At 48.5% G+C, this 5,897-nt stretch carries 5 protein-coding genes; all 5 read left to right on the plus strand.

All coding sequences use genetic code 11. The features are described 5' to 3' along the window. Positions 1 to 819, plus strand: an 819-nt coding sequence (locus tag V3S16_RS11080) for a hypothetical protein (RefSeq protein ID WP_413884902.1), incomplete at its 5' end; no start/stop codon positions are given. Between the two features lie 511 nt (positions 820 to 1,330). After that, positions 1,331 to 3,466 (plus strand): peptide-binding protein, encoded by a 2,136-nt coding sequence (locus V3S16_RS11085; RefSeq protein ID WP_413884904.1) that lies wholly within the window; start codon positions 1,331 to 1,333, stop codon positions 3,464 to 3,466. A gap of 4 nt (positions 3,467 to 3,470) precedes the next feature. After that, on the plus strand, positions 3,471 to 4,430 hold the full coding sequence (locus V3S16_RS11090) for an ABC transporter permease (protein WP_413884906.1): 960 nt from the start codon (positions 3,471 to 3,473) through the stop codon (positions 4,428 to 4,430). After that, complete coding sequence (locus V3S16_RS11095; RefSeq protein ID WP_413884908.1) at positions 4,427 to 4,621, plus strand: hypothetical protein; 195 nt, start codon at positions 4,427 to 4,429, stop codon at positions 4,619 to 4,621. Before V3S16_RS11090 ends, V3S16_RS11095 begins: the two co-directional genes overlap by 4 nt. Positions 4,622 to 4,753: 132 nt before the next feature. Further along, on the plus strand, positions 4,754 to 5,897 hold a 1,144-nt coding region (locus tag V3S16_RS11100), incomplete at its 3' end, for an ABC transporter permease (RefSeq protein ID WP_413884910.1).

Raw genomic sequence — 5,897 nt, forward strand, 5'->3', positions numbered from 1 at the left:
GCCGCTGCTGAAAAGGTCGCTGCTGAAAAGGTCGCTGCTGAAAAAGCCGCTGCTGAAAAGGTCGCTGCTGAAAAGGTCGCTGCTGAAAAAGCCGACGCTGAAAAGGTCGCCGCTGAAAAAGCCGCCGCTGAAAAGGCTGCCACTGAAAAAGTCGTTGAGCCGGAAGTATCTATAACTTGTGGTCCCCCGGCTGATGTTGATACAACCGTTGACGATCCCATGGAAAAGGCCATGAAATATACTGCAGCTGTTTTTGTTCTTCTGATTGCACTTATCATTGCTGCCAGTTCAATGAACAGTAACAAATATTACATTAAACCAGCCGATGGCACAGTTGAAATCTGGAAGGGCGGATTCTCACCCATGGGTGAAGAACTGCTGATAATGCTTCCGGGAGTGCAACCCCCTGAAACCATAAAAGATGTCTACTCCAAAACAGATATCTTTCCGCTTATTTCAAACTATTATGTTGAAAAGGCCGATACATTGCTTCAAGTTCCGGGCATGCCTGATTTTGAAGGCATCCGCGATTATCTGAACACGGCGATGTCATATGCAACCTCAGCTGAAGCCAGCCAAATTGCACAAGCTCGTTTAAACGATATTGATCTGATGATCCTCATGTTTAAAACTAGTGTTGCTGAAAGCAAAGGAACCATTGCCGCTTATGAGGAGGCCAAGGGCTATCTTGCCGAAGCCGCCGAGCTCGACATCGATGACCTTAAGCTTGATTTAGTCAAGCAAAAAATGGAGGCTATCAATAATATTCTGGCAGAACTGCAAGCAGAGGCGGCCAAAGCCCCGGCGCCGGCAGAATAAGCCCCTGTAAATAAATTCAGATCTCGTAAATAATGATAGATGATGCGGTGATTTTTTGGACAAAACGTTCCATCTCTAATCAAAAAGTTGGGTTCAAAGGTTCAACGTTCAAAGGTTCAGAGGTTGGCCCCTCATTTAATTGTCCCTATGAATTCAATGACATAGGGAATAAGCGTGAAGCGATTCACCCCCTCCGGGGCGTAGGCCCCTACTGGCCGGAGGCTGAACGCTGAACCCTGAACCTCCTAACCAGACCGACCGATGTCCAATTATTTTGCAATCCCGCAGTATATAAAGGTCTACGGTCATTTTTATCTGATGAATGACGAGGTCTGAAATTTTAAAAAGCGGGTCGCAGTTAAAACGTAGCCCGCTTTTTTTTGAAGCGCTTTTTCCTTGACTCACCCCCGCTAATTTCTTATGTTTATATCTTACACTGTTTATCCTTTAATAACATTTACTTAGACCTCAATTGAGTTAAAGCTCAAGGGGATGCTATCCGTTAACAAATATGACTACCAGACGAGTCCTCATTTTCGCACCCATATTTCTAACCCTGGTCTTGCTGCAATCCTATTTCTGGGTCCCCACCTACGAACAACAGACACGGGGAAACCCTGAACGACTCAATCAGTACATTATGGGGTCCATCGGTGACGCCAGTATTTTGAACCCCATTTTATCAGCGGACTCGGCCAGCAGCACTATCAACGGCATGGTCTTTGAAGGGCTTATTGATCGCGATGAGCAATTGCGCTTCAGAGGACGTCTGGCTACTTCCTGGGATGTCTATGAAGAGGCCTATTTTTACATCAACAAATCCGCCCGTGTCCCCGGCCTGCAAATAGCAGGCCCAAAAGAATTGGTGGCCTTTCTGAAAAATGCAAAGCAAAATGAAAGCATAGCGCCAGCTAATTTGAAAGAATCTTTAGACCATATCAGCGACATTTCTTTTATTCCTCCCCACAAATTTGTTGTAACCAGGCCGGAAAAAGATCCTACCGCCAAAGATAAGAAAATAGACGTAAATATCAGCGTAACCGCACCTGCCAGAATCAAGCTGGTTTTGGACCGTGTCGATCAGGATCTGTTTCAAAACCTTGCGCACCTTCTGGGTTCAAGCTATTTTAAATCTTTTAACGCCGAAAAGTTTCTGAGTACCGATCATTCGCTTGCAAAAGAAAAGTTGGCTGCATATGCCCGGGAGCTTTTGCCGGCCACCGCGCATAATCCCATCCTACTTTTTCACCTGAGGCCCGGGGTAAAATTTCATGACAACCATCTTTTTGATGCCCATGATGTCAAATTTACTTTTGAATCGATTATGGATCCCAAGAATCTTTCACCGCGCATAGCCGATTACGAGCCGGTCAAGGCTGTAGAAGTAGTTGATCCGCTGACTGTCAGAATCGTTTACAAGCGGCTCTACTCTCCCGCCGTCGGAACCTGGGGTATGGGGATCCTCCCCGAGCATCTGCTCAACTCCCGGGCTCTCAAAAATGAAGCCCTCGCTCTTGGTAAAGACCCTAAGACTTTTTCCATACGTCAGAGTGCTTTCAACCGGCAGCCCGTCGGATGCGGACCCTTTAAGTTCCGCAACTGGAAATCAGATCAATACATCACCCTGGATCGCTTTGACGACTACTGGGAGGGGCCGCCCAACTATAAGCGCTATATCTATCGTGTAATACCGGACCTGTTGACCCAGGAAATGGAATTTTATGCCGGTACTATTGACAGCTACAGTGTTCAACCACACCAGGTAAACCGCCTGCAAAAAGATCCCAAGTTCCAAAACTTTTCCGGCGCGGCCTTCGGCTATACTTATATCGGGTACAATATCCGCAGAAAGCCCTTTGATGATCCGCGCGTTAGAAGAGCTTTGGGTATGGCCATTGATATAGATAAAATCATCCGCTATGTGCTTTATGGGCAGGGAGAGAAGATCACCGGACCGTTTGTCAAACAGACCGATTATTATAACCACTCTATCAAGCCGCTGCCTTATGATCCCGAAGGTGCCTTAAAATTACTGGAGGAGGCCGGTTGGAAACGCAACCAAGCCGGCCGGCTTGAAAAAAACGGCGAAACATTTAATTTCACTCTCATCACCAACAACGGCAATGACTTACGCAAAGCTATACTGGCCATTGCCCAGGATGCGTGGAGACAGATCGGCATCGATGTTCGTACCGATCTTTTAGAGTGGTCCGTATTTATTCAGGAGCGGGTGAACAAGGCAGATTTTGACGCCCTTATCTTAGGATGGCAGATGGGTATTGACCCTGATCTGTACCAGATATGGCATTCGAGCCAGACCAATCCTTATCAGCTTAATTTTGTAGGATTCAAAAATACCGAGGCCGACGATCTCATCATCAAGATCCGGCAGGAATACGATCACAGTCGCCAGGTCGAATACTCCCGCAAACTTCATGAAATTATCGCTCGTCAGCAGCCATACACGTTCCTGTATGTGGGCAAATGGACGGCCGTCTTAGACAAACGCATCGTACTAAAAACCGTCGACGACGACGGCAATATGCGCTATGAGATGATCAAACCGACCAAGACCGGAAACTACGCGTTTCATTTTAACAAATGGATAAAGCTTGCCAAAACGCCCTTAATGTTGGACGAGGGGTAAACCCATGGTATCATTTATCGGCCGCAGTATTGTTCAAAAAACGATCACTCTTTTCTTTGTCTCCATCGTATCCTTTTTGATCATTCACCTGGCACCGGGCAAACCCAGCCAGGTGGACCCCCTCAATCCCAAGTTTACTCCCGAGATGGTGGAACGATTTCAAAAAGAGTTTCACCTGGACAAGCCCCTGCATGTCCAGTACTTCTACTTTTATCGAGATCTTTTCACCGGAAAAACCGTCTCCTGGAAGGACAACCAGTCGGTCTTGAAAAAGATCTGGGAACGATTCTTAAACAGCCTGCCGCTTTTCATTGTGGGCACTATCCTTACCTGGACGATCTCTTTTCCTATCGGAATCCGCTCGGCCATTTTCAGAGGCCGCCTTTACGATCGCAGCGCCACATTTTTATCCTATCTTTTAATTTCGATTCCCGGCTTTTTCTTTGCCTATATCCTGATTATTTTCGTAGTAACCCGTTTGCATGTGCCGGTGATCGGTATGGAAACATTCGGGCTTGGAGACGCTTCGCTGCCGTACGTATTCATGGACAGGATCTGGCATCTGCTGCTTCCCGCAGGCCTGGGTGCCACCGGCGGCATCGCGGTTCTCTCCAGGTATGTTCGCAGTCAGATGCTGGAAGTTCAAAGCCAAGATTACATCCGCACCGCCTGGGCCAAAGGGCTGCCACCGGAACAGGTCCACTATAAACATGCTCTGCGAAACGCCCTGCTGCCCTTTGTCACCATGTTCGGCCTGATTTTACCGGGACTGATCGGCGGTTCCGTTATTATCGAATCCATCTTTGCCTGGCCCGGCATGGGGCGCATGGCCTATGAGGCCATTCTGGCCAGAGATTACCCCGTTATTCTGACGGTCAACTTTGCTTCAGCGGTGCTGGTGCTGGCCGGCACCTTTATCTCGGACCTCCTTTACATTGTCGTCGACCCGAGGATACGCCTGTGAAAATAGTAACCGTTCAAGGGTTCAAAGGTTCAGGGTTCAGAGGTTTACCCGCCTTTGGCGGCGCCGTAGGCGACCAGGGTTCAACGACTAAAGACAACGTTGAATCCAACCAGTGGCGGGAAACCTGTGAGCGCATCAAAAAGATAACCCTGAACCTCGCCTGCCGTCGGTCAGGCAGTGGTGAACTCTGATTCTGTGAACCCAACAGAAAGGTAACCCTGAACGTTGAACACTGAACCTGTGAACGCATACTGAAAACTATTAGCTGCTAAAGTTTTTCGCTTGAAAGGTGAAAGTTTTAAACCCGGACAGGAAACAATATAATGAACCTAGAGGCAGGATTTAACAAGGATTTTCAATTCGACCAGCCCCTGGCACCAAAACGGACCCGGTGGAAAGAATTCTGGCTCCTTTTCAGACAAAACCGGCTGGCCATTGTGGGGCTGTTTATTTTCATCCTTTTTTTCTTAAGTGCACTAATCGGGCTTTTTTTGACCTCCGGTACCAATCCGGTACTCGACCCTGCCTTGATCCGCCTCCAGGAAAAGCTGCGCCCGCCGCTGGCTGAACCGCACCTTGATTCTTTACAGCCTGAAGAAGTCCCCACACTGGGCATCTACCTGATGGGAACCGATGATCTGGGGCGCGATGTTTTTGCCAGAATGCTCCAGGGAGCCTGGGTTTCCCTGACGGTCGGATTTGTGGCTGTGGGGATATCCGTACTCATCGGCATATTCATGGGAGGCATCGCCGGCTACTTTGGACAACATAACATCCGGGTCGAACATTTGCTTTTGACGGGTCTTTTTGTCGCCGGCATCGTTTTTATCGCTGCTGATTTCATCCTTTTCGGTGCAATGCTTTTGCTGCTTGCCTTTGCACACATCTATTATCATCATCTGGCAAAAAAAAGGGTCAGGTATGGGAGCCGGCCAACATGGGCACGTCTTATGCTTATCAATACGGTTTCCGTTGACACTCTGATCATGCGTATCGTGGATATCATGCTCTGCTTCCCCAGCTTCTTTTTGATCCTCACGGTAGTAGCCTTGCTCCCTGCAAGTATTTACAACATTATGATTGTCATCGGGCTGACCAGTTGGATGGGCACCACGCGCTTTGTGCGCGCGGAGTTTCTCTCGTTGAGAGAACAGGATTTCGTGGCGGCTGCACGAGCCCTCGGCGTCAGCAACTTCAGGATCATTTTTCGCCATATTATGCCCAACGCCATCGCGCCTGTGCTGGTCTCTGCCACCATCGGGATTGCTTCGGCTATTTTGACGGAAGCCGGCTTGAGCTTCTTGGGGTTTGGGGTGCCGCCGCCCGACGCCACCTGGGGCAATATCCTTTCAAACGGCAAAAATTTCATTTTTGATGCACCCTGGCTGACTTTCATACCGGGCATCGCCATTCTGGTTGTTGTCCTTTCCTTTAATCTCTTTGGGGAAGGACTCAGGGATGTACTCA

Origin of the sequence: Candidatus Desulfatibia sp. (assembly GCF_036446775.1) — a bacterium.
Lineage (GTDB): Bacteria > Desulfobacterota > Desulfobacteria > Desulfobacterales > UBA11574 > Desulfatibia_A.

Excerpts from the sequence above, each read along its gene's own strand:
- V3S16_RS11085 (WP_413884904.1), top strand. The coding sequence starts at position 1,331 with ATGACTACCAGACGAGTCCTCATTTTCGCACCCATATTTCTAACCCTG.
- V3S16_RS11090 (WP_413884906.1), top strand. The coding sequence starts at position 3,471 with ATGGTATCATTTATCGGCCGCAGTATTGTTCAAAAAACGATCACTCTT.